The sequence below is a fragment of the Clostridium neonatale genome, assembly GCF_001458595.1.
GTDB lineage: Bacteria > Bacillota > Clostridia > Clostridiales > Clostridiaceae > Clostridium > Clostridium neonatale.
On record NZ_LN890328.1, the window covers coordinates 2,424,014 to 2,447,151 of the forward strand.

The following is a 23,138-nucleotide window of genomic DNA, read 5'->3' on the forward strand; positions in this document are numbered from 1 at the left end:
TTATGTAAAGCTATTTTTCGCTATTATAATACATTTTATCCAACATTATATTATAGTATCTTTTATAAAAAAAATAAAGGCATAGCCTTTATTTTTTTATTAATCATTAATAAATATTATACTTATCTCATACCATTTATCATGCCCCATAAATCATCAGCAACAGTCATCGCTTTTGAGCTTAATTGGAATGCTCTCTGTGATAAAATCACTTCTGTAAATGTTTCGCCAGAATCAACATTAGATGATTCTAAAAATCCTTGTCTCACATCATAATCTGTACTTAGTGTAACCTCAGCATCATCGCTTGGAGTGTAATAGTTATTTCCTATTTGAATAAAACTTTTATCTCCAATTGCAGTGAAAACAGGTATAGTACCTATCTTTACAGATTGATTATCTATCATCATGCTTATTCCGCCTTCTTGATCTATAGATAAATCTTCTGATTTAAGTTCAGGGTTTCTTTGTGCAAATCCTGGTTCATAATTTATAACCACTCTATTACCACTTGAATCTACTAAATCTCCTTGAGCATCAATCTTAAAACTACCATCCCTTGTGTATGCTATACTTCCATCTGATTGATATGCTGCAAAATATCCTTTTCCATCTATAGCTAGATCTGTATTATTTCCAGTAGTTATCAAATTTCCTTGCTTGTCCTTGACATAATTCATTCCAAGCCTAACTCCTGTACCATTTACTGCTGTTTTATCATTTACTGGTGTGCCTTTTCTATCTAAAGTTTCAGTTAAAAGATCTTTAAAACCTACATCTGTACTTTTATATCCTGTTGTTGTACTATTAACTAAATCATTTGATAAATAATCTAATTTCTCTTGATATGCGTTCATTCCACTTTTAGCTGTAGCGAAAACATTAAACATCTACATTACCTCCTATACACGTCCAATTTGATTAGCAGCCTTTTCTAATGTTTCATCCTGCATTTTTACAAATTTTTGATTAGTTTCAAATTGTCTTTTAATTTCAATAAGTTTTGTCATTTGCTCTGTAGCATCAACATTTGAATTTTCAACAACAAACTGTCTAACCTTTACTTGTGCATCATATATTGGTGGATCAGATGTAATATAATTTTCTCCTAAAACTTCAAGTGAATCATAATTTTGAAAATCAGCTGTTAGTAGCTTATGAGTTGTTCCTATTCCATTAATATCAATGTTATTTTCTCCATCTAAAGAAAATTCATTATCTCCTATGTATATGGGCTCAATTGCATTCGTTGCAAGATTTCTTCCAAGTACACTAGATCCATCACTTGTTATTAAATATCCTTGATTGTTTATTTTAAAATTACCATCCCTTGTATATACTTGTTGATTTCCATTTTGTGCCACAAAAAATCCTCTTCCATCAATTCCAAAATCAGTCATGTTATCTGTTGCTTTAAATGAACCTTGGGTAAAAATAGTCTTTACATCATCTGTCATTACGCCTAAACTTAAATTTCCAATTTCATTTTGTACATTTTTATTTCCAACTACTTTTTGTCTATTTGCAATCAATACATCTTTAAAATTTTGCTTAGTCAATACTGATGACTTAAAACCATTATTATTAACATTTGCTATGTTGTTAGTTACCGTTTCTTGTTCATTTTGTAAAGTTATTAACCCTGATACCGAAGTATACAAACCTCTTATCACTTTTCATCAACTCCTTTTATTATTGCCTTTACCTCATTTTCATAAACCATTCCTAATTCTCTAGCTCTCTGTTCTATCTCATAATCTGAAAGGGAATTTTTATAATGATAATTAAACATTAATATAACACCTAAAATCAAACCTATTCCTATTCCCATTAAGATTTTATTATCTTTAAAAAACTCTAATTTCCTTATTTTTGATTGTATAAACCTTTTACTAATAGTATCTCCCCCTTGGTAACAGATAATTTTTCACTAATTTCTTCATCTGTTAACCCATCTTTTAAAAGCTCTCGTATATTTGAAGCTTTGCTACTTTCCTTATAATAATTTTCGTTTATACTATTATGTACTTTAGTATCATATCTATCTTCATTTATTAAATCTTTTTCATTAAAAAGATTTAAAGCTTTTTTTATTTCCAATATTTCTTGTTGCAATTCATTCAAGCTCTCACCTATGTCTTTTCTTAAGACTCCAAGTTCAAATTTGTAATCTGAAAGATCCCTTTCATTATTCCTTAATATGCTCTTAAATGAATTATCTTCTTTTTTATCATCATTTATGTCTAAATTCTTTTCTTTCTTCATAGATATATAACTATAAACTATAAAAATAAATCCTATAAGAATTAAAATTACTGGCATAATGCATCCCTCATTTTACATTATATAATTAAACTTAATCTATGTAATGTAGTCTTTTCATACAATCTCTTAAATTTTTGATTGCTCTACTATGCAATTGACAAACACGTGATTCTGATACACTTAATACTGTACCGATTTCTTTTAGTGTTAATCCCTCATAATAATAAAGATTTAATATTGTTCTATCTTTTTCTTTAAGTAATTCAATTGCTTTAGTTAATATCTCCAGTTGCTCTTTTTCTTGTAAAAGTGAATCAGGACTTGGACTATTTTTATCCTCTATAATTCCCATGAGATTCATATCTTCATCTTCTGAAAAAATTACATTTTCTAATGATATCATAGAAATATAGTTTATATAATTTTCTATTTCAGCAACTTCATTTGTTGTTATTCCCATATAATCAGCTATTTCTTTGTTATTTGGTTCCCTAAGTAGCCTCAATTGTAATTCATCTATGGATTTATTGTATTTATTAAGCTTGTCCATAGCTCCTTTAGATATTGGCCTATTCTTTCTAAGTTCATCTATCATTGAACCTTTTATTCTAATTGATGCATAAGAAGAAAATTTCATGCCCTTGGTGCTATCATACTTCTTTATTGCATCCATAAGTCCAATCATTCCATAACTTACCAAATCCTCATATTCCATGTACTTATTCTTTTCGAACATAACTCTAGAGGCAATATATTTTACTAATGGAATATACTCTTCTACTATCTGTTTTTTTCCATCAATCTCTTTCACCATATTCATATCATTACCCCCTCACCCATACACAATCTATATATTCGCCCTTTGCTTTCTCATTATTTCAAATAATTCTCTTATTATTTTGTCTGATTCCATCTCAGTTATATCTAAGAATTTAACACCATATAAAAAATTATTATCAATAGATGTTTCTATTCTAACTATTTGTCCCTTTAATTTTACCTCAATACCAGTCATCTTTATTCTCATGACTATTATATCATTACCTTTTAATTTTTCTTTTGTTCTTACTTTCAGACCACCACCACTTAAATCAATCATAATCCCACTTTTATATGGTAGTTCTTCAATTTCTTTCTCTGTTTTATTAGTTATATTTTTGTAGGTAACCTCTTCTAATAGATTTACTCTAAAAAAATTTCTTCTTTGTATTCTTCTAACATCATAAGGTAATGTTAATTTATAATATATTACATTATTATCTTTTCCTTTTGATATTACGTTGCAATAATAATTAAAACATTTTCCGTCATCCAAATATGAATTAATCTCTATTTTATCATCTTTATATAACATCAAATATTCATCATTGCGTACAGGTATATTTATTTTTATATTATCGTCTTCGATGTCAATTATTAAAGCCTTATAAGATTTTTCATCAGCTACAACTTCTATCCTACTATTAACTTTCAGATCTAAATTTACCACTACAACCCCTCCTACGAAAATGCACTTAATATTTTTTTAAATAAACCTTTCACATTTTCAGATGAACTACCACTCTCTCCACTAATTTTTTTAGCTATACTTTCCACGTTTTTAGCTGCATCACAATTAGGATACAATAATATAAATGGCTTCTGAGCTCGTACACTTTGTACTAATTTTCGATCATCTAAAATATACCCTAAATACTCTACTTCTATTTTTAAAAACCTACTAACAGCTCTAAGCATTTTATTGAATGTTTCTTCCCCCTCTTCTTTTGTAAAAGCTTTATTTACTACAATTTTCACTTTTGTTTTTAGTTTAAAATGATCAGTAACCTTTATTAAGCTATATGCATCTGTCAATGAAGTTGGTTCTGGTGTTGTTATTACTATTAGTTCTTCACTGGCGGAAATAAATGCTAGTATATCCTTACTTACTCCTGCCCCCGTATCTAATAATAAATAATCATATTCTCCTATATTCTCCAATTCATTTAAAAACAATTCTCTTTCTTTATCACTTAATTCTTGAACTTTGTTTAAACCAGACCCACCAGGTATCAGATGAATTCCGCATGGTCCTTCTATAATTATATCGTCTATTTTCTTAGTAGTAAATACAATATCAAATATATTATATTTAGGATATAAGCCTAATAATACATCGTCATTTCCCATTCCTAAATCTGCATCAAAAATCAATACTTTTTTACCACTTTTTTGTAGTGCCACTGCCAAATTAACCACAAAATTACTTTTTCCAACTCCACCCTTTCCAGATGTGACAGTAATAATTTTTCTTGGAGACCTTCCTTTATTATCCGATTTATCATCTTTATTATTTACTAAATTTCTCAATGATTCAGCTTGATCTAACATAAAGTTTCCTCTCCTAAAATAAATCTCGTAATGTCTTCTTTTGTTGGTACCTTTATATCATCTGGTACATTCTGACCTACTGTTATGTAATTTATAGGCTTATTAGAAAATTTAGCTATATTATATAAACATCCATATGATGTTGTCTCATCTAGTTTAGTTATAATGACATTATTATAATTTAATTCAGAATAACCTTTTAAAATTGTTTTAATATCCTTATTTTTAGTTGTTGCACTTATTACCATATTCACAATATCCGGATTAGCTTTTTGAACAAATGCTCTAAGTTCTGAAATCTGCATTGTATTTTTACTACTTCTTCCTGTAGTATCTATTAAAACCACATCACAATCTTCCATTTCTGTTATAGCCTGTTCCATTTCTTTTGTAGTAATTACAACTTTAAATGGAATATTCATTATTTCTGCATAAGTTTTAAGTTGTTCTATAGCTCCTATTCTATATGTATCTACCGTTATTAATCCTACTCTCTTTTTTTCAACGAGAGCTAATCTTCCTGCAAGCTTAGCTATAGTAGTTGTTTTTCCAACTCCAGTTGGTCCAACCAAAACCACTTTTCCATTTAAATTCTTAGACGATACTAATATATCTCTTTCAAAAATATCTCTTAAAACTTCATCTACATTCTCATCATCTTTTATGCTTTCATTAATCTCAGAAATTATCTCATTATATAAACTTTCATCAATATCAAGCTCTTCTAATTTTTCTTTAATTTCACTATTTTCATCCACTGTAACTGCTATCTCATCTTTTGATGTATTTTCAATTACTTTATTTATGAGATTTTTTAATTCATTCACTTCTTTTCTAACAGTTTCTACACCTTCATCTTCTTTTTTCAAATAATCATTAGAATTGTTATCATTTGATTCTTCCAGAAACTTTTTATTATGCTCTAAAATCCTTTTTTCCATCAAAGATAATTCTTTCTTATTTTCTTCTAATTTTTTATTTTCTGATAGTAACTGCTCTTTTTCCATGATTTTCTTTATATCTTCAATTGACTTTCTAAAGTCATTCTCTTCTTCTATATCTTTATTTTCTTTTCTAACATCATTTGCTGCTTCTTTCTCAATATTTTCTACAGCAGCAGTTACTTCAATTAATTTCCCAGAAAATAACCCTAAAAATCCATTTTTCCTTATTTTTCTTTGGCTTATTATTATCGCATCTTTTCCCATTTCATATTTAATTCTAGCTAATGCTTCATTAATATCCTTAACAACATACTTTTTGATAATCATATTAGATGCTTACAACCCCTTCACTGTTAATTTGAACATCATTTGGTACTTCATTCAATGATATTACCATTATATGTGGGAATACCATTTCGATAAGCTTTCTAAATACAGATCTTATATTTGGAGATACTAAAATAACTGGCTGATTGTTATAGAAGTAAACTGAATCAACTGTATTTCTAATACTTGTAAGAATTTTTGTTGTTGTTTCAGGATCTACTGTAGGGAATGATCCTTGAACTGACTTTTGTATATTTGAACTAATTATCTCTTCAATATTAGGACTTAATGTTATTACATTAATTGTCTTATTTTCATCCACTATTTGATTACAAATAGTTCTTGCAAGGGCAAATCTAACATATTCAGTTAGTAATTCTAAATCTCTAGTATTTCTAGAATTATCAGCTAATGATTCTAATATAGTTACTATATCCTTTATTGGAACTTTTTCTCTAAGTAAATTTTGTAGTATTTTTTGAATTTCACCGATTGTCATTAAATCTGGTATGAGTTCTTCTACAACTGCACTATATTTTTCTTTTATGTTATCAATAATAAGTTTAACTTCTTGTCTTCCAAGTAATTCATATGAATGTGTTTTTATAGTTTCTGTTAAGTGTGTTACCATAACAGTTGTTGGATCAACTACAGTTAATCCTTTTATTTCAGCTTCTTCTCTTTGATCTTTATTTATCCAAACTGCTGGTAATCCAAATGTTGGCTCTATAGTCTTAATTCCTTGAATATCTGAATTATCACCTGTTGGATCCATGCACAATAACATGCTCGGCATAAGTTCAGAAGAAACAACTACTGTTCCTCTTATCTTTATTACATATTCATTAGTTTTTAACTGTAAATTATCTCTAATTCTTATTGGCTGAACAACAATTCCCATTTCAATTGCACATTGCCTTCTTACAGATGCAATTCTTTGAAGCAAATCCCCGCCAGTACTTTCATCAGCAAGAGGTATAAGTCCATATCCTATTTCAACTTCCATAGGTTCAACATTTATTAAATTCATTACATTTTCTGGTTCTTTACGTTCTGCTTCTATTATCTCTTCTTCTTCTGAAATTGTCTCAGTTACTAATTTCTTATTCTCTTCTTTATATAATGTGTATGCTAAAGTTCCTGCTGCTGCAGATGCAATTAAAAAAGGTGGCTTTGGCATGCCTGGTACTATTGCAAGAAATAACATTATTCCACTAGCTACAGCTGAAACAACTGGAAATGCTGTTAATTGCTTAGTTAATGTATTACCTAAATTTTCCTTACTGCCTGAAGTAGTAACTAATATACCTGCAGCAGTAGAAATTAATAATGCTGGAATCTGGCTTACAAGACCATCTCCAACAGTTAATCTAACATATGTTTGTGCTGCATCTCCTATAGACATGTCTTTTTGAAGTACTCCTATAATTATCCCACCAATAATATTTATAGCTGTGATAATTAATCCTGCTGTAGCATCTCCCTTTACAAATTTAGATGCACCATCCATTGCTCCATAGATATCTGCTTCTGCTTGTAAATCTTCTCTTCTTTTGATAGCTTCTCTCTCGTCAATTAATCCGGAGTTAAGGTCTGCATCAATACTCATCTGTTTACCTGGCATAGCATCTAATGTAAATCTCGCAGAAACTTCTGCAACTCTACCAGAACCTGCTGTAATAACCATAAAATTTATTACTATCAATATTAAGAATATAATAATACCAACTACATAATTTCCACCTATAACAAACTCTCCAAAAGCATCTATTATGGCCCCTGCTTTTGCTTCGCTTAATATTAATCTTGTTGATGATATATTTAGTGCTAATCTAAATAATGTTGTTATAAGTAATAATGATGGAAAAACTGAAAGTTGAAGTACATTAGTAGTAAACATAGTTATTAATATAATCACTACTGAAATTGTAATATTGAATGCCAATAATAAGTCTAATACCATTTCTGGTAATGGAACTATCATCATAACTATTATACATATAACTCCAATTGACACTATTACATCAAAGTTGTCTTTTAGATTCATTTTTTTCCCTAACTCCAAACTTGCTCATCCCCTCTATTTTTTCAGCTTCATAACTACTGCTAAAATCTCTGCTACCCCTTGATACAAATCTTGTGGTATTTCTTGATCTATTTCTACTCTTTCATACATAAGCCTTGCAAGAGGCTTATTTTCTACAATTGGAACTTCATTTTCTTTAGCAATATTTTTTATCTTTAATGCAACATAATCTGCACCTTTTCCAACGACTACTGGTGCTCCGTCTTTTCCTTCTTCATACTTTAAAGCAATTGCTAAATGTGTAGGGTTTGTAATAACTACTGTGGCATTGGCCACAGACTGCATCATTCTCTGCATACCTATTTCTCTTTGTTTCTGCTTTTGTTTAGATTTAATTTTAGGATCACCTTCCATATTTTTATATTCATCTTTTACTTCCTGCTTGGTCATCCTCATTTCTTTCTTATGCAATTTTTTTTGAAAATAAAAGTCTATAGCTGCTATTATTATTAATATTAAACATATTTTCTTAAATATATCTATTACAAGATTTTTAATTTCTAATACTATAGATGGAAAGGTTAAATTATAAATAGTAAGAATTTCTTTATAGTTATCTCTTATAAACAGGTATGCGATATAGCTAATTATAGTAACAACTGCAATATTTTTACCAAGATTCAACAAGCTTCGCTTTGAAAAAATCTGCTTAAACCCATTCTTCGGCTTTAATTTTCCTAATGAAAATTTAATTGGTTCTTTAGTAAAAATAAATCCTGTCTGCATTATACTTGCTACAATACCTGCTATCATTATTGGAACTGTAAAAACTAAAATAATTTTTCCAGTATTCAATATACCTATCATTATCCAATTATTTATTGTAAGCTCATTAAAATGTTCTAATTTGCCAAATGATAAAAAATAAATAGTTACTTCTTTCAGTGTTTTACCTAAAAAATTTGAAAATGCCATTACTACAAATGTGCAAACTACCATTGTAAAAGCTACATTTACGTCTTTACTTCTAGCAATCTGCCCTTTTTTCTTAGCATCCGATAATTTTTTAGGAGTTGCTTCTTCAGTCTTTCCATCTTTATCATCTGCAAATATAAAAAATATTGGAATTACCTGAGCTATACTTATTAAGCTTTCAAAAATACTTGGCAAGTTATCTATTGCACTAGCTATAAGTTTAAATATCATTGGTAATAGTAAAACATATGTAAATATTCCGAGCAAAAATTTAATTGGTAGACCAAATAACATTACTGGAATTGTTGGTACTGTTCTAGTTATAAGTGCTAAACACAAATCGGTAATTAATATTACCAATACTAATGGTATTGCCATTTTAACTCCAAGAACAAAGCATTTTATTATTATTTCTATAACTCGCATCATATTATCTTGATATATTATGCTTGTACCGATTGGTAGTATATTAAAACTTTTTATTAAAGAATTAATAACTAAATGATGCCCATTAACCATAAAAAACAGCAATGTAGCAACCATATAATTAAGATTTCCTAGTAATGTAGCTTGAGTATCAGTTGCTGGGTCAATTATTGAAGTCATCATAAATCCAACATGAAAGTCCATCCATGAACCTGCAAACTTCGCAGCTAGAAAAATCATATTAGTAACTATTCCTAGAACTAGACCTGTCATTACTTCATTTACTCCAAATAAAGCAAGATGATAGTTACTTGTTATACTCTCTGTTAAAAAATTATAATTAACTCCTCCTAGAACAATAAAGCTCATAAATAAGCCTAAAACTCCTTTTAACATTCTAGGTGTTCCTGTTGGAAAAAACACGTCAACAGCCAAAAAAAATGCTGTTAACCTTAATGATATATAAAATAAAGCAAGAAAGTAGGCTGTATCAATCATGCTCTACCTCCTACGTTGTAATCTTAGTTATTATCTCAAAAATCCTTGTAGTATATGATGTTATTGCTTCTAACATCCAACTTCCTAAAAATATCCCAACACAAGCTGCTGCAAATATTTTAGGGAGAAAAGTCAAAGTCTGTTCTTGTATTTGTGTTGTTGCTTGTATAAGACTTATTATTAACCCTACTACAAGCATTGTTATTAGTATTGGGCCTGAAACTTTAGCTGCTGTTATCATCCCATCTTTAATCACTGTATTAAGTAATGCTTGACTCATATTCTCTCACCTCACGTAAAGCTTATTACTAATGATTTAATTAATAGATACCATCCGTCCACCATTACAAATAATAATATTTTAAATGGCAACGAAACCATAGCCGGAGGTAACATCATCATCCCCATAGACATTAAAATACTTCCAATTACCATATCCATTATTATGAATGGTAAGTATATTAAAAATCCTATTTCAAAAGCTGTTGTTAATTCGCTTATTGCGAATGCTGGTATTAATGTTGTAAATGGTATATTATCTCTTGTTACTTCATTTTCATTTAATCCGCTTATTTCAACGAATAATTTTAAATCTTTCTCTCGAGTTTGTTTTAACATAAATTCTTTTAATGGTTTTGATCCTCTCTCGATTGCTTCTTCCTGAGTTATTTGTTCTTGTAAGTATGGTTGAATTGCATTGTTATTAATATCCGTATATACTGGACGCATTATAAATAATGTTAAGAATATTGCTAGTCCAGTAGTTACTTGAGTTGGTAATGCCTGAGTTGCACCCAATGCATTTTTAAGAAAAGAAAAAACTACAACTATTCTTGTAAATGACGTAAGCATTATCATTATGGATGGCATTAATGAAAGTATTGTAAAAAATATAAGAATTTTTATACTTGATACGTAATCTTGGGGTGTATTATTGCCATCTCCTATTGATACATTCACTTGCGGAATGTTTACCGAGTTTGGGGCAGCATATGCATCTATTTTAAAAAATGCTATAACTATAAAAAACGTAAACAATACTAAGATTGTTTTCTTTTTGCTACTTTTCATGCTTATCTCCTTTTAACCCCTTTAGTTTTACAAATGCTTTATTATAAACAGACTGCATTTCATTTAATGATTGTTTCTTCATTTCTTCTATAACTTGTAGTTGCTCTTTTTCTAATTCTTCAATTTTTTCCATACCTTTTGGAGAACTAGACATTATATATCCCTTTTTCCCAATCTGTACAATTACTATGCTATTATCTTTGGTTATTTGCAGTCTATCAATTATCTTCATGTATTTTTTATTATTTATATCATTAACTTTATTTCCAAGTACTTTGAATACTAAAAATATCAATAGCAATACTGTAGTTAATGATAAAATTAATTTTCCACATATTTTTAAAAATTCAAGCATATCTTTCTCTTTCTTATTGAACTATAAAGTTAGAAAATCTTATATCTGTTATTCTTCCTTTAACTAGTTCTTTATTAATATTTTCTATTAATTCCTTTTTCATTATTTCCTCATTTGCTGTATCATTAACAAATTCAGAATCATGATTTCTTAAATAAAATATTATTGCATCTTTAACTACTACTGCATTAGTTTCTAACTCTGTTGGTGTTTTTTTATCTTTTTTATCATATCCCACTGCAACTGCACATTTCACATATCTCTTTGCATCCTCATCATTTAAATTAACAGTAAATTCCCCTAAGTCCGTATATAAATTTTCAACTACAACTTGTTGTGCTGACACAGCATTATTTGTTTTCATAAATAAGTACACACCACCAAAAGTTGCTGCACCTAGTACAAATAACCCTAAAATAAATAAAACGACCATAATTGCTTTATTGCCCTTCCCTGAACTTTCCTTTTTTACATCCTGTTTTTCTGCCATTATTATCACTCCTCATTATTTGCAACAATTAAAATATTTACCCTTCTATTTTTTGCTCTATTTTCATCAGTAGTATTTTCAACTGCAGGCTTATACTCACCATAACCAGCAGCACTTATTTTGGATGGATCTTGTCCACAAACTTCTGTAAAATATCTTACAACTGTTGTAGCTCTCATAGTAGATAATTCCCAGTTACTTGGATATTGTGAATTACTTATAGGTACATTATCAGTATGGCCTTCAACTACAATGTTATTAGGTACCGTTGAAATTAATGCATTTATTTTATTTAATACTTCTGTACTCTCAGGTATTAAAGTTGCCTTTCCAGTATCAAAAAGTATATTGTCTCTAAGTTCTATTATTACACCTCTTTTATCAGATGTAACATCTGCTATGTTAGCAGTCAATTGATTTTTTTCTAAGTATTCTTTTACCTTATCGTACATTTTACTTTGAACTTCATTTTCTGAACTTTCTTCGCCTAAATCTTCGTACTTTGTTTCTCCACCTATCACTGGTTGATTTCCATCATATTGCTGAAATTCTAAAATACTATCAGCTTCTCTTCCCGTCATCATTGAAAATGCTTCAGAAATTGCTTGTACTTTTGCAGCATCTACTGTAGACATAGAATATAATAATATAAAAAAAGTTAAAAGTAAAGTTACACAGTCGGAATATGTTCCTAACCATTCATCACCTGTTAAGCCACCATCTTCTTGTTTCTTTTTTCTTGCCATATATTATGCAACTCCTTCACTTGAATTTGCATTAGCTGCCATATATTCGCTTCTTTCTTGTGGAGATAAATATGATACAAGTTTATCTTCAACAATTCTTGGATTAACTCCTGATTGAATAGCAAGTATTCCTTCTACCATCATTTCTCTTAATGTTACTTCTTTACCACTTTTAATCAGTAAGTTTTGTGATATTGGAGATGCAAAAATATTTGCAATTAATGAACCATAATAAGTAGTTACTAAGGCTTTTGCCATCCCTGAGGCAATTGTTGATGAATCCTGAAGATTCGCAAGCATTTGTATAAGTCCTATAAGTGTACCAAGCATACCAAAACCAGGTGCAAAAGCGCTCCATGTTTTAAATATATCTGAACCACTTCTATGTCTTGCTTCCATTTCTGATATTTCTAGTTCTAATATTTCTCTAATTGATTCTGGCTCAATACCATCTACAACCATTTGAAGACCTTTTTTTAAAAACTCATCATCAAGATTATTAATTGCATCTTCTAATGATAATAATCCTTCTCTTCTTGCTTTCTTTGATAATTCACTAAATTGTAGTATAGTTTCCCCTTTAGATATTTTAGGTTCTTTTAATGCTTGAACAAATAACTTACCAACCTTTTTAAATTCAGACATAGGTGTTACAATCATTACAGAACCTATTGAACCTCCTAATGTAATGGCTACTGATGGTGCATCCCAGAATAGTTTTAAATCATCTACTCCATTGCTTCCCATCATTCCATAAATCATCATCCCTATTCCTACGACTAATCCAATCATAGTCAATGTATCATTTCTTTTCATTACTTAATGCCCCCTATATATTGTAGGTAAAGATTTTATTTTTGTATTTTATCACTTCATTCTTTACTTCATCTATACTCTCTAGCACTATATATTTTTTTCCATTTGTCAGTGTTATTATTGTTTCTGGCATTTCCTCAATTTTTTCAATATGATCAGCATTAAGAATAAATTTTCGCTGATTCATTCCTGTAACCTCTATCATAAGTCACCCCTTCTTTACAATATATAATTATCAATGATCACTTCTCAATGTAGAAAGAAAAAACTGTTTTTTAATTGCAAATAATTTTCTTCCCTAAATCAATTTTTGATCATTGATTATTTATAGTTATTCTTTGTTATTTATTATCTAACTAAACCTGTTATAGTTTGTAATATTTCATCTCCATTAGATATCATCTTAGAAGATGCTTGGAAAGCTCTTGTAGCAACTATCATATCTGTAAATTGTTCTGTTAAATCTACATTTGATGCTTCAAGTGCACCTTGAATAAAGTCTCCAAAACCACCTGAATTATCAGCTGTTGCTGCGGCGCCTTTTCCTGATCTTATCAATGCGCCACCGGTATTAGATCCATCTTGCAATAAGTTTCCACCTATTCCTTTTAATGCTTCTGGATTCTTGAATGATGCCATAGCTACTTGGCCAATTACTGCTCTTCCACCTGATGCTAATGTTACTGTGATAACTCCATCTTTACCTATATCAAATGTTCTTACTTTATCGGCTGCACCATTTACCATTACACTATCTGGTATTGCTAATGGTACTAATTCTGTTGTTGTTGCAGTAGCTGTATCTGCCTGTGTGTCTAAATTAGTAATAGTTATAATTGCATCTCCTATACTTTGATTCTTTGTTGGATCAGCTGCAGTTGCATGAGTAATAGCAGCGCCAGTCATAGCATATCCCATGACTTTATAACCATCTGCTGTCAACAAATTTCCATTTTCATCTAGAGTTAAGTTTCCATCACGTGTATATGCTGTCTGTGATATATTAGTAGCCGTTCCAAGCGCTCCATTTGTCACTGCTATTTTTCCATCATCCGCTGCACCACATACAATCAAATACCCTTCTCCATCTACACATACATCAAGACTTCTACCTGTTGACATTGCATTACCTTGGCTCATCATCTTGTTAATGCTTGAGAGTTGTGCACCAAGTCCCACTTGCTTCGCATTAGTGCCACCTTTATATGTTGATGGATTTGATGCATATCCAGCATTTTGGTATAACATATCTTTAAACTCTGCTCTTGATCCCTTAAATGCTGTTGTACTTACATTGGCTATATTATTACCTATAACATCTAATTTAGTTTGATTAACCTTCATCCCGCTTATTCCAGAATACATTGATCTTAACATAAATTCTTCTCCTCCTAAATTTTATAGTACTGTCGTGTCTGCTTCTGTCGTTCCACAGACTAACCCCCTCTACAATTCACAATTCATAATGCACAATTCACAATGAGTGATGAAAAACTTCGTTTTTCTTAAATTATATATTTTTTTAGAAATTCCTTAAGGAATTTCATACTTCATTGATAATTGTTAATTGATCATTGTTTTGTCCTGTTATAAAAGTACTACACTATCAATATTTGTGAATATATTTTCGTTTGTCCTATTTTTATCTACTGCTGTTATAAGTGTTCTATTTTCAACACTTGCAATTAATGCAACATTCTTATATAACATTACAGTATTTTTCGAATTCTTATCTTCTGCTATTTTAAATCCTCTTTCAATTTCCTTCATGTCCTCATTAGTAAAATTAATTTCATTTAATCTTAATGCTGCATGCTTTGAAACTGTAAAACCTTCTTTTTTATTTACCGTATCTTTTAATACATCACTAAAACTTTTAGAATTATTGCTTTGCGGTTTTAAAACATCTATTTTTTCTTGTAAAGTGCTTCCTTGTCCAACTTTTCCTACAGAATACATTTGTCCATTTATTATTCTATAACTCATATATTTGCCTTAGCATTAATAACTCTTATTAATTTGATGCATTTTCTGTAGAATTATTATTAGATGTTCCTTCTGTGGAATTGTTGTTAGACTCTCCTGTTTCAGTACCACTACTTGAGTCAGTTTTGTCTTCATCAAAATCTGAAGCCTTTACATTCATATCTTCATCACTCAAATCTCCAGCTTTATATATATCTAGATATGAGTATGTTACTGTTTCATCAGTTTCATTAAGTTTATCATCAAACTTGTTAATTTTCAGCTTAACATCTCCACCATCAATATAAGCACCTTCGACTTTTCCTTTTATAACAATAGTTTTTCCATCATCATCTTCATCAACAATAACCACTCTTTGCCCCTTTAAAGCTGATGCCGCAATGAATTGAGTATTTAAAGCTGAAATAGCACTTGTATTATCTGATGCATTTTCTATAACGCCTGCTACTTTGCTCGATTCAATATTATTCTGCAGTTCTCCATTTGTGTCCAATATAGATAAATACTGTTTTCCTGATTTTGTTTGAACTCCAATTACTGTACCTTCTATTGCATTTCCAGTTGCATCATATTGATTTACTATTACATGCTTGCCCAAAAGATTTCTCACTGAAAAATCAGTCATTGTAGTATTCAAATTATTCATCTGTTCTATTGATGCAAATTGAGCCATCTGCGTAACGTAAGCTGTTGAATCCTGATCTTGTGTTGGATCCATATTAGTCATTTGAGCAACTAATAATTTTAAGAATGCATCTTTTCCCATTCCAGTATCGCCATACTCAACAATCTTGGTTCCTCTATTAGTAGTTGAACCTACATTGGTTGCATTTGCATTAGATGCTGCTCCAAGTTCACTTGTTTTTTGACTTTGAGCATATTTTTTCTGCCTTTCAGCTTCTAACTTTGCTGCGATATTGGCATTATTTTCACTTACTGATGCATTATAACTTGTAGATCCCATAACATTCACCTCCTATGCTAAGAAATTTATATTGCTATCATCTGTTGCCATTTTTTCTTCAACTAATTCTTCTTCTGCAACAGAATCTACCCTATTACTTTCTGAAACATTAGTTTGACCATTTTGTCGTCCTTGCATTTCACCTTCAAAGTCTTTTTGTTTAAAAAAAGTAGTATCATCTTGATATAATTCAATATTCACTTCTGAAATTTTTAAGTTTTGATCGGCTAGTTGTTTCTTAATATCAACTAAGTTTTGTGCTAATAATTCAACTGTTTCTTTAGAAGTAGCTTTCAAGTTAGCTTTCATCACTCCATTTTCTTCTATCAAACTTATGGTCATTTGACCTAAGTTTCCTGGATTAATTTTTACTGTTAATTCTTTCAATGCGTTACTAACCATAAGTTTAACATCTTGAATTAAATCATTAGTAAAGCTTATTGAATTAATTGTTGTGTTATTGGCTGCTTGTACATTATTTACTGATTGTCCTTGAAACTGACTTCTTATTGAAAATAAATTAAATTTATCAAGTGAATCCTCTTTATTAAGTAACTTATTTAAGAATTTATCTTCCTTACTTGTAGCTACATTTTCCTTTAAATTACTTTCATTTTTACTTGAATCCTCTTTACTATTATTAGAGTTATTTTTATTCAATATTTCTTCTAAGTCTAATACTTTCTTACTATCAGCATTATCAACTTTTTCAGAAACATCAGAAAGTAAATTATTTACTAAATTTTTGACTTCTTTATTTGAATTAATATTTTCGTCTAATGTACTGCTCAATTTAGTCAACAACTTTTCAATTAACTTTAATGAATTACTGTCAAGCGCTTCCTTAGAAGAATCATCACCTAATAATTCAGATAACTTTGACATCAAATCATTTAAATTAGTTGTTCCAGTTTCTTTTGAAGAATTCATCTTTTCAATAATTGAATTTAATATGTCATTGTTTATTGTTCCTTGTAATTCCAACGTATTATCAGAATTTTTAAGTTCATTTAATAAATTCAATATATTGTTTAGTAATTCTATAACTTTTTCTTCTGGCAATTCATCAATTTTTTCTTCTAACTCTTCAATTTGCTTTTCTATATCTTCAACCTTAGTTGATGATTCTGTATCTTTTCTCTCATCAATGATCGTGTTATTTTTATCTTCTTTATATTTTGTATCTAAAACTTCTTTAAAGTTATCTTTTTTATCCGTTTTAGATGTCTTATTATTTGAAGAAGTCAATTTATTTAATTCTGATGTTACATTATTTGAATTATTAGTAACCTTAACTATATTTTCATATTTTTTAGATAAATCTATAGTAACCCCCATCTTATCTCACCCCCTTTCACAGCTTCTTACAATTCTTTCTCTTTTCTCATATAAGAATACAATGCTATCTCATCGATAGTTATTTGTTCCACCCTATTTTGTTCTTTAACATAACTCTCATATTTCTTTTCTTTTAAAGTTTCAACTATTTTTCTATCAACTTGTTTTTCTTTCAATTCGCTTCTTTTATTTTCAACTTCCATTATTTTTTTATTTAACGCCTTCTCTGTTTCCTTCATCCCGGTTTGAAGCCCTTTAAGATAATACCTTTTAAGCTTTTGGTATACAATATCCTCATTTGGCTTAATTCCTTTGTATTTATCATAATTCTCATTAAGCTCTTGTAATTTATTTTCTATAATTTTTTTCTGCCTTTGACTTTCATTAAACTCCCTTTTGCATTCTTCTTCTTTTTGCATTCTTATCTCAAGAAGTTTGTCTAATCTAAATTTAAATTTTTCAGCCAAATCACATCAACCTCTCACAAAATACAGAATAAAATTTATTTAAACATAGAAATTAACCTATTTTGAACATCTTCAAACCTCGCCTTTTCTTCAATCCCCTGACATAGGAACCCATTCAGCTTATCATTATATTCAATTGCCATATCAATCTTTGGATTAGTTCCTTTTACATATGCTCCAATATTTATAAGATCTTCTGCCTCTTTATAGGTAGCTAGCAAATCTCTTGCTAAAGATGCTGCTTGTTTATGTTCTTTAGGTGCAATTGTACTCATAAGTCTACTTACACTATTTAAAATATCAATGGCCGGATAATGGTTTTTATGTGCTAAATCTCTTGATAAGACTATATGACCATCAAGTATACCTCTAACTGCATCAGCTATGGGCTCATTAAAATCATCCCCATCTACAAGTACTGTATAAAAAGCAGTTATAGATCCATCAATAGATGTTCCTGATCTTTCCATAAGCTTTGGCAGTTTCGCAAAAACTGAAGGTGTATATCCTTTAGTTGCTGGTGGTTCTCCTATTGCTAGCCCAACTTCTCTTTGAGCCATTGCAAATCTTGTTACAGAATCCATCATAAGAATAACCTTTTTACCTTGATCTCTAAAATATTCTGCAATTGCTGTAGCTGTAAGAGCACCTTTTATTCTAATAAGAGCAGGCTTATCTGATGTAGCACAAACAACAACAGACTTTTTCATCCCCTCTGGACCTAAATCTTTTTCTATAAATTCTAAGACTTCTCTTCCTCTTTCACCAATTAATGAAATAACATTAACATCAGCTTTTGCTTCTCTTGCTATCATCCCAAGGGTTGTACTCTTTCCAACTCCGCTACCTGCAAATATTCCTATTCTCTGCCCATCACCACATGTTAAAAAACCATCTATTGCTCTAACACCAGTTGGCATAATATCTTTTATTCTTTTTCGTTTTAATGGATCTGGGGCTTCATTTTCAAGAGGATATTCTTCTCCATCAATAAATAGTGATTCACTGTCTAATGGATTTCCAAGGCCATCTATTATGTGACCTAATAAAGCATCTGAACATCGAACGCTAAGAGGCTTTCTTTGAGGAACAACTCTGCATCCAGGAGAAATTCCTATTAATTCATCTAATGGCATCAGAATAACAAACTCTTCTTTAAAACCTACCACTTCACAGTTTATAGGATTTTCACTTTCATTATATATAATACATAATTCTCCAATAAACGCCTTGATTCCTTGAACTTCAATGGTAAGACCTATTACTTTTCTGACTATTCCTTCACTGTAAATAGCAGAGGTACCATTAACCCTTTTAGTAAGCTTATTAAAATCCAACTCTAAGTCAAGCATATAAGTATCCTCCTAAAGCAGTATTTTATCCTAGTAATGTTTTTCTAATTTGCTCCATCCCAATATCAATTCCAACTTTAACAATTCCACTTGGCTTCTCAAGTATAGCATTTCCCTTTTCCATACTATCATCAGCCATTACAAAAATATCATTCTTAACTGAATATTGCACTTTCCACTTTGAAATGTTATTTTTCAACTCTTCACAATGAAAAGAATTTGCTTTTATTATTATGCTTTCCTCACCCTTTGAGACTTTAAACGCTTCTTCTATCAAAACATTCATTGAATCTTCTTTTGATAATTTTTGTCTAGTTATATTACCAGCTATTTCTAAAGCTAATTTTATTACATCAGTTTTTTTACTTTCTAAATACTCAGAGTAATTTTCTCTAGCACTTTTTAATAATGTTTCTGCATTGTTTATAATTTCTTCAGCTTCCAATTTTGCCTTTTCAATTGTCTCTTCATATGCTTTTTTATAACCATCATCATATCCATTTTGAATTCCTTGATTATAGCCCTTCTCATATGCCTCTTTTTCTGCCTTATCAGCATTTAACTGTGCTTTTAAAACTATTCCCTCTTTTTCTCTTTGTGCATCTTGAATTATCCTCTTGCCTATATCTTCATATTTTTTTAGCACTTCTTCTGGGTCAATCTTAGGCTCTTCTTCTACCACTTCAATTTCTTCAGGTTCAATTTCTTCAGGAATATAATTTTTCACAACATATTCTGTAGAGATAATCTTTTTTTCACTGTCCTTTGTAAAACTACTCTTTATAATATTATACGATGATTGCATCTTCTCCACCTCTTGAAATTATAATTTCTCCAGCATCATCTAGCCTTCTAATAACAGATACAATCTTTTGTTGAGATTTTTCAACATCCATAAGTCTTACAGGTCCTAAGAATTCCATATCTTCCTTTAAAGAAGCTGCAGCTCTCTTTGATTGGTTTCTATATACACACATAGCCACTTCTTCAGAGCATCCTTTAAGTGCAAGTGCAAGATCTGAAGCTTCGACTTCTCTAAGAATTCTTTGAATAGATACATCATCAAGAGAAATAATATCTTCAAATACGAACATAGAACTCTTAACTTTATCTGCAAGTTCTGCATCTTCTCTTTCTAATCCTTCTGTAATATTCTTTTCAGTTGTTCTATCAACTTGATTTAATATACCTACCAATGTTTCTACCCCACCAATTGTAGTCATTTCAGTTCTTACAACAGAAGACAATTTTCCTTCAAGAACAGATTCAATTTCTTTAATAACCATAGGTGATGTATTATTCATAGTAGCAATTCTATATGCAACTTCACTTTGAGTTTCTTCTGGTAATTCAGCCATGACCTGAGCTGCTTTATCTGGTTGAAGATAACATAATATCAATGCTATTGTTTGTGGCTGTTCTGAAACTATTACATTGAATAATTGATGTGCATCTGCCTTTCTAGCAATTGAAAACGGTCTGTATTGTGCAGTTGCTTCTGATACTTTATCAAGAATTTCACTAGCTCTTTGGCTTCCTAATGCCTTGGATAATAATTGCTTAGCATAATCCATGCCACCTTCAATTATATAATCTCTTGCCTTATTTATTTGTAAAAATTCATTTAATATCTCTTCTCTTTGTTCCGGTGTAACAGATGTTATATTAGCTATTTCATATGTTATTTTTTGAATGTCAGCTTCAGGTAGCTTTTTCAAAATACCTGAAGATGCATCTGGTCCAAGAGTAATAAATAATATAGCCGCTTTTTGAACTCCTGATAATTTGCTTTCACTCTTCATCGCCATAGCCATTCATCACCTCTCATCTTCTGTCAGCCATGATCTGATTATATCAACAACTTGTTCTGGCTTTTCTGTAGCATATTTCTTGATTTCTTGTTCTAAATGCGTCTTTTGATTCTTTACTTCAAAGTCAATAGGCGTAAATACTTCTGGTTCTTTTGGTATTAAACTATCATCAATCAATGTATCCAATAATTGTTCATCCTCAGCTTTCTTCTTCTTTCTAAACTTTTTGATTAAGAAGAATAATCCAATAAGAACTATTAATCCTGCAATAGAACCTATAACTATTAATCTATTTCTCTTTTGAGCTTCTATTTGCTTATTCATTTCATCAATTTGTGCCTGCATTTGTTCCTCTTCAGTAGTGTCAAATGCAATTCCAAGCACTGATACTTGATCTCCTCTTGTTGCATCAAAGCCAATGGCATTTTCAACAGCTTTTTGTATCTCTTCTTGAGTTGCTGTATCTAAATTTGCATCAATTAAAACTGATGCTGTTATTCTCTTAACTTCACCTGGCGCAGCTATTACTTTAGTTTCACTTTTTCCCACTTCATAATTAGTTTTTTGGTCCTCTTTTGATGAAGTATTATTGTCATTTCCATTAACAATTTCATTACTCATATTATTATCTACTGGGCTTTCGCTGACCTGTCCAGTAGATGAATTGTTTTGTTCCCTACTACTTTCTTGACTAATTATTACTTTATTAGGATCAACAACTGTTTGAGTCTTTTGAGTAGAATCAAAATCTAAATTAGCATTTATCGTAGCCTTAACCTTATTTTTTCCAGCGACTGGTTCTAATAAATTAACTACTTCTTTTTGAAGCCTCTCTTCGTAATTCTTTTCTAAGGTATGCTGCTTTGTTATTGTTTCATCATCTACAGTATTTTGTCCATCTTCAATATCCTTAGTTAGTAAATTCATGTTACTATCAACTACTGTGATATTTTCTTCTGGAATATTTTTATTGCTTTTTGAAACTAATGCTACTATAGCCTTTACTTGATTTTTATCTAAACTTTCGCCTTGCTTTAATTTCAAAGTAACTGAAGCCTTTCCAGGTTCTTTATCTGTTACGAATACAGAATCTGTTGGTTCTGTAATATGTACCCTTGCTTCTTCTATTTGTTCAAACCCCTTAATAGTTCTTTCTAATTCTCCTTCAATCATTCTCTTCTTATTTAATTGAAATTGTTCATCTGTCATACCAAATGAACTAGAATTATCCATAAGTTCATACCCTATAGTTCCTGAGGTTAAACTTGGAGCTAATTTAAGTTTCAATTCATCAACTTTTTCTTTTGGTACTAGAATGGTGTTAGTATCACTTTGACTTTTATATGAAACACCGTCATCTTCTAAAGTTGACATAACCGTTTGAGCATCTTTTGCATCAAGATTTGAAAATAAAACCTTATATTTATTTGCATTTGAATAAATGATAGCACTTATTATTGCAACAATTATAGCTATCACCGCAACAATTTCTACAATCTTCACTTTTTTGCTCTGCGATTTAAACTTTTCTAAAAGCTCCTTAACTTTCTCTAAAAGTTTTTTCATTTCAAGCTCCCCTTACATATCCTCTTGCATTTTTATTGCATCTTAATTAATTCTTTATACCCTTCAACCAGCTTGTCTCTAGTTGTAGTTAAAAACTGCAAACTTAAATTTGCTTCTGCTGCTTTCACCATAACTTCATCAATTGTAACATCATCACCTTTTACAAATGCATTTGTTGTGGCATTTGATTCTGTTGCGGCTTCATTAACATTGTCTACACATTTTTTTAACATACTAGAAAATTCATTACTATTACTAGTTGCATCCTTACCATCATTTTCTTCAAACTTATTTTGAAACTGCTGTAATCTTAAATTAAAATTATCTTCTATTCTCATCTATATA

General features: G+C 30.1%; 27 protein-coding genes. All 27 read right to left on the bottom strand.

Annotated elements, in window-relative coordinates:
• Positions 1-122 precede the first annotated feature (122 nt).
• The 27 genes from BN2920_RS17835 to fliE all read right to left on the bottom strand — a co-directional run bounded on the left by BN2920_RS17835 (position 123) and on the right by fliE (position 23,131).
• Positions 123-890, bottom strand: a complete 768-nt coding sequence (locus tag BN2920_RS17835; RefSeq protein WP_058296320.1) for a flagellar hook-basal body complex protein — start codon at positions 888-890, stop codon at positions 123-125.
• Positions 891-902: 12 nt separating this feature from the next.
• Complete coding sequence (locus BN2920_RS17840; RefSeq protein ID WP_058296321.1) at positions 903-1,673, bottom strand: flagellar hook-basal body complex protein; 771 nt, start codon at positions 1,671-1,673, stop codon at positions 903-905.
• On the bottom strand, positions 1,670-1,831 hold the full coding sequence (locus BN2920_RS21875) for a hypothetical protein (RefSeq protein ID WP_172437917.1): 162 nt from the start codon (positions 1,829-1,831) through the stop codon (positions 1,670-1,672). Before BN2920_RS21875 ends, BN2920_RS17840 begins: the two co-directional genes overlap by 4 nt.
• A 35-nt stretch (positions 1,832-1,866) precedes the next feature.
• Positions 1,867-2,322: a hypothetical protein gene (locus tag BN2920_RS17845; RefSeq protein ID WP_058296322.1), complete on the bottom strand. Its 456-nt coding sequence runs from the start codon at positions 2,320-2,322 to the stop codon at positions 1,867-1,869.
• Between the two features lie 34 nt (positions 2,323-2,356).
• Entirely contained in the window at positions 2,357-3,085 is a 729-nt protein-coding gene (locus tag BN2920_RS17850) for a FliA/WhiG family RNA polymerase sigma factor (RefSeq protein WP_058296323.1), read from the bottom strand.
• Positions 3,086-3,112: 27 nt separating this feature from the next.
• Positions 3,113-3,754: a flagellar brake protein gene (locus BN2920_RS17855; RefSeq protein ID WP_058296324.1), complete on the bottom strand. Its 642-nt coding sequence runs from the start codon at positions 3,752-3,754 to the stop codon at positions 3,113-3,115.
• 11 nt (positions 3,755-3,765) lie between these two features.
• The gene (locus BN2920_RS17860; protein ID WP_058296325.1) at positions 3,766-4,635 is read right to left on the bottom strand and encodes a MinD/ParA family protein; all 870 of its coding nucleotides are present in this window, start codon (positions 4,633-4,635) and stop codon (positions 3,766-3,768) included.
• Entirely contained in the window at positions 4,629-5,906 is a 1,278-nt protein-coding gene (gene flhF / locus BN2920_RS17865) for a flagellar biosynthesis GTPase FlhF (RefSeq protein ID WP_058296326.1), read from the bottom strand. The genes BN2920_RS17860 and flhF overlap by 7 nt, the downstream gene beginning before the upstream one ends.
• Before the next feature lies 1 nt (position 5,907).
• Entirely contained in the window at positions 5,908-7,953 is a 2,046-nt protein-coding gene (gene flhA / locus BN2920_RS17870; protein ID WP_374116929.1) for a flagellar biosynthesis protein FlhA, read from the bottom strand.
• Between the two features lie 33 nt (positions 7,954-7,986).
• Positions 7,987-9,831 carry a fused FliR family export protein/FlhB family type III secretion system protein gene (locus BN2920_RS17875; protein WP_058296328.1) on the bottom strand — a complete coding sequence of 615 codons (1,845 nt, stop codon included), beginning with the start codon at positions 9,829-9,831 and terminating at the stop codon, positions 7,987-7,989.
• A gap of 10 nt (positions 9,832-9,841) precedes the next feature.
• On the bottom strand, positions 9,842-10,111 hold the full coding sequence (locus BN2920_RS17880) for a flagellar biosynthetic protein FliQ (RefSeq protein ID WP_058296329.1): 270 nt from the start codon (positions 10,109-10,111) through the stop codon (positions 9,842-9,844).
• 11 nt (positions 10,112-10,122) lie between these two features.
• Complete coding sequence (fliP, locus tag BN2920_RS17885) at positions 10,123-10,902, bottom strand: flagellar type III secretion system pore protein FliP (protein WP_058296330.1); 780 nt, start codon at positions 10,900-10,902, stop codon at positions 10,123-10,125.
• Complete coding sequence (locus BN2920_RS17890; RefSeq protein ID WP_058296331.1) at positions 10,892-11,257, bottom strand: flagellar biosynthetic protein FliO; 366 nt, start codon at positions 11,255-11,257, stop codon at positions 10,892-10,894. Before BN2920_RS17890 ends, fliP begins: the two co-directional genes overlap by 11 nt.
• A gap of 13 nt (positions 11,258-11,270) precedes the next feature.
• Complete coding sequence (locus BN2920_RS17895) at positions 11,271-11,747, bottom strand: flagellar basal body-associated FliL family protein (RefSeq protein ID WP_058296332.1); 477 nt, start codon at positions 11,745-11,747, stop codon at positions 11,271-11,273.
• A 5-nt stretch (positions 11,748-11,752) separates the two neighbouring features.
• Entirely contained in the window at positions 11,753-12,493 is a 741-nt protein-coding gene (locus BN2920_RS17900) for an OmpA family protein (protein ID WP_058296333.1), read from the bottom strand.
• 3 nt (positions 12,494-12,496) lie between these two features.
• Entirely contained in the window at positions 12,497-13,309 is an 813-nt protein-coding gene (locus BN2920_RS17905; RefSeq protein ID WP_058296334.1) for a motility protein A, read from the bottom strand.
• Positions 13,310-13,322: 13 nt separating this feature from the next.
• A complete protein-coding gene (locus BN2920_RS17910) occupies positions 13,323-13,514 on the bottom strand; it encodes a flagellar FlbD family protein (RefSeq protein WP_058296335.1) in 192 nt (63 codons plus the stop codon).
• Between the two features lie 143 nt (positions 13,515-13,657).
• Positions 13,658-14,686 carry a flagellar hook-basal body complex protein gene (locus tag BN2920_RS17915; protein ID WP_058296336.1) on the bottom strand — a complete coding sequence of 343 codons (1,029 nt, stop codon included), beginning with the start codon at positions 14,684-14,686 and terminating at the stop codon, positions 13,658-13,660.
• Positions 14,687-14,896: 210 nt separating this feature from the next.
• On the bottom strand, positions 14,897-15,295 hold the full coding sequence (locus BN2920_RS17920; protein ID WP_058296337.1) for a TIGR02530 family flagellar biosynthesis protein: 399 nt from the start codon (positions 15,293-15,295) through the stop codon (positions 14,897-14,899).
• A 28-nt stretch (positions 15,296-15,323) separates the two neighbouring features.
• Positions 15,324-16,259: a flagellar hook assembly protein FlgD gene (locus BN2920_RS17925; protein WP_058296338.1), complete on the bottom strand. Its 936-nt coding sequence runs from the start codon at positions 16,257-16,259 to the stop codon at positions 15,324-15,326.
• Between the two features lie 12 nt (positions 16,260-16,271).
• Positions 16,272-17,597, bottom strand: a complete 1,326-nt coding sequence (locus BN2920_RS17930; RefSeq protein WP_058296339.1) for a flagellar hook-length control protein FliK — start codon at positions 17,595-17,597, stop codon at positions 16,272-16,274.
• Between the two features lie 26 nt (positions 17,598-17,623).
• Entirely contained in the window at positions 17,624-18,064 is a 441-nt protein-coding gene (gene fliJ / locus BN2920_RS17935) for a flagellar export protein FliJ (RefSeq protein ID WP_058296340.1), read from the bottom strand.
• 35 nt (positions 18,065-18,099) lie between these two features.
• Entirely contained in the window at positions 18,100-19,416 is a 1,317-nt protein-coding gene (gene fliI / locus BN2920_RS17940) for a flagellar protein export ATPase FliI (protein WP_058296341.1), read from the bottom strand.
• A gap of 25 nt (positions 19,417-19,441) precedes the next feature.
• A complete protein-coding gene (locus BN2920_RS17945; RefSeq protein ID WP_058296342.1) occupies positions 19,442-20,221 on the bottom strand; it encodes a FliH/SctL family protein in 780 nt (259 codons plus the stop codon).
• Positions 20,205-21,218, bottom strand: coding sequence for a flagellar motor switch protein FliG (gene fliG / locus BN2920_RS17950; RefSeq protein WP_083498944.1), 1,014 nt, complete (start codon positions 21,216-21,218; stop codon positions 20,205-20,207). Before fliG ends, BN2920_RS17945 begins: the two co-directional genes overlap by 17 nt.
• Positions 21,219-21,233: 15 nt before the next feature.
• Positions 21,234-22,793 (bottom strand): flagellar basal-body MS-ring/collar protein FliF, encoded by a 1,560-nt coding sequence (fliF, locus tag BN2920_RS17955; RefSeq protein WP_058296343.1) that lies wholly within the window; start codon positions 22,791-22,793, stop codon positions 21,234-21,236.
• A 32-nt stretch (positions 22,794-22,825) separates the two neighbouring features.
• Positions 22,826-23,131: a flagellar hook-basal body complex protein FliE gene (fliE, locus tag BN2920_RS17960; RefSeq protein ID WP_058296344.1), complete on the bottom strand. Its 306-nt coding sequence runs from the start codon at positions 23,129-23,131 to the stop codon at positions 22,826-22,828.
• Positions 23,132-23,138: the final 7 nt, after the last annotated feature.

Coding starts and splice junctions, on each gene's coding strand:
- BN2920_RS17835 (WP_058296320.1), bottom strand. CDS start 890: ATGTTTAATGTTTTCGCTACAGCTAAAAGTGGAATGAACGCATATCAA.
- BN2920_RS21875 (WP_172437917.1), bottom strand. CDS start 1,831: ATGGGAATAGGAATAGGTTTGATTTTAGGTGTTATATTAATGTTTAAT.
- BN2920_RS17845 (WP_058296322.1), bottom strand. CDS start 2,322: ATGCCAGTAATTTTAATTCTTATAGGATTTATTTTTATAGTTTATAGT.
- BN2920_RS17850 (WP_058296323.1), bottom strand. CDS start 3,085: ATGAATATGGTGAAAGAGATTGATGGAAAAAAACAGATAGTAGAAGAG.
- BN2920_RS17860 (WP_058296325.1), bottom strand. CDS start 4,635: ATGTTAGATCAAGCTGAATCATTGAGAAATTTAGTAAATAATAAAGAT.
- flhF (WP_058296326.1), bottom strand. CDS start 5,906: ATGATTATCAAAAAGTATGTTGTTAAGGATATTAATGAAGCATTAGCT.
- flhA (WP_374116929.1), bottom strand. CDS start 7,953: ATGAATCTAAAAGACAACTTTGATGTAATAGTGTCAATTGGAGTTATA.
- BN2920_RS17875 (WP_058296328.1), bottom strand. CDS start 9,831: ATGATTGATACAGCCTACTTTCTTGCTTTATTTTATATATCATTAAGG.
- BN2920_RS17880 (WP_058296329.1), bottom strand. CDS start 10,111: ATGAGTCAAGCATTACTTAATACAGTGATTAAAGATGGGATGATAACA.
- fliP (WP_058296330.1), bottom strand. CDS start 10,902: ATGAAAAGTAGCAAAAAGAAAACAATCTTAGTATTGTTTACGTTTTTT.
- BN2920_RS17890 (WP_058296331.1), bottom strand. CDS start 11,257: ATGCTTGAATTTTTAAAAATATGTGGAAAATTAATTTTATCATTAACT.
- BN2920_RS17895 (WP_058296332.1), bottom strand. CDS start 11,747: ATGGCAGAAAAACAGGATGTAAAAAAGGAAAGTTCAGGGAAGGGCAAT.
- BN2920_RS17900 (WP_058296333.1), bottom strand. CDS start 12,493: ATGGCAAGAAAAAAGAAACAAGAAGATGGTGGCTTAACAGGTGATGAA.
- BN2920_RS17905 (WP_058296334.1), bottom strand. CDS start 13,309: ATGAAAAGAAATGATACATTGACTATGATTGGATTAGTCGTAGGAATA.
- BN2920_RS17910 (WP_058296335.1), bottom strand. CDS start 13,514: ATGATAGAGGTTACAGGAATGAATCAGCGAAAATTTATTCTTAATGCT.
- BN2920_RS17915 (WP_058296336.1), bottom strand. CDS start 14,686: ATGTTAAGATCAATGTATTCTGGAATAAGCGGGATGAAGGTTAATCAA.
- BN2920_RS17920 (WP_058296337.1), bottom strand. CDS start 15,295: ATGAGTTATAGAATAATAAATGGACAAATGTATTCTGTAGGAAAAGTT.
- BN2920_RS17925 (WP_058296338.1), bottom strand. CDS start 16,259: ATGGGATCTACAAGTTATAATGCATCAGTAAGTGAAAATAATGCCAAT.
- BN2920_RS17930 (WP_058296339.1), bottom strand. CDS start 17,597: ATGGGGGTTACTATAGATTTATCTAAAAAATATGAAAATATAGTTAAG.
- fliI (WP_058296341.1), bottom strand. CDS start 19,416: ATGCTTGACTTAGAGTTGGATTTTAATAAGCTTACTAAAAGGGTTAAT.
- BN2920_RS17945 (WP_058296342.1), bottom strand. CDS start 20,221: ATGCAATCATCGTATAATATTATAAAGAGTAGTTTTACAAAGGACAGT.
- fliG (WP_083498944.1), bottom strand. CDS start 21,218: ATGAAGAGTGAAAGCAAATTATCAGGAGTTCAAAAAGCGGCTATATTA.
- fliF (WP_058296343.1), bottom strand. CDS start 22,793: ATGAAAAAACTTTTAGAGAAAGTTAAGGAGCTTTTAGAAAAGTTTAAA.
- fliE (WP_058296344.1), bottom strand. CDS start 23,131: ATGAGAATAGAAGATAATTTTAATTTAAGATTACAGCAGTTTCAAAAT.